1 protein-coding gene is annotated in these 622 nt (G+C 58.2%); it reads right to left on the minus strand.

All coding sequences use genetic code 11. The annotated features are described in order from the left end of the window. Positions 1-622, minus strand: a 622-nt coding sequence (locus EN893_RS38510) for a hypothetical protein (protein ID WP_164901541.1), incomplete at both ends; no start/stop codon positions are given.

The raw sequence follows: 622 nt of genomic DNA on the forward strand, positions 1-622 counted from the left end.
GTCAAGTAACACAACATCAGGCAGGCCCCTATCGCATGGTCGCGCCGCTCTGCCTCGACGCTCTGCTCAAGGACCGACATCCAGATATGGGGACTGTAAGTGAGGTAGTTACGGTAAGAAAACTGTTCCACCCAAGTGGCCATCCAATCCTTCAGCGCAGCTTCGCTGCTTTCGCAAATGTCGTCAGAATTGGTTGCGGCATCGTAACATCGATGCGCCTCGGCGAAGTGCCCGCAGAACAAATGCGCGTCACCCGCGCAGATCGCGACCTGCGGTTTCGCGTCAGCCTCATACGCATGGTCGTAAAGAGTAGCTGCCATTCGGTGACGGCCGCGAAAAAAAAGAGCAGCAGCCAGTTCTGCCAGGAAATAGCCTCGTCTAAGGTAGTCGGGATACTTCCGGCGGGCCAAGTTGTACTGCCGGACAGCCCTCGACATCGCGCCGGAGATTCGCAGGGCATTCCCGAAGGAATAGTGGATCGCCGATTGCCGCTCCGGCGTCTCCGCCGCATGGAACTCAAGCGCGTCGACATAGAACCTCGACGCCGTGGCCAGACGCTCTTCGAAGGGAAGGCTACTGCTCAGGAGGCTGTGGACGTAGAGAAGGTATGCCTCATCCAGGC

The sequence above is a fragment of the Mesorhizobium sp. M7A.F.Ca.CA.004.04.2.1 genome, assembly GCF_004022825.1.
Classification (GTDB): domain Bacteria; phylum Pseudomonadota; class Alphaproteobacteria; order Rhizobiales; family Rhizobiaceae; genus Mesorhizobium.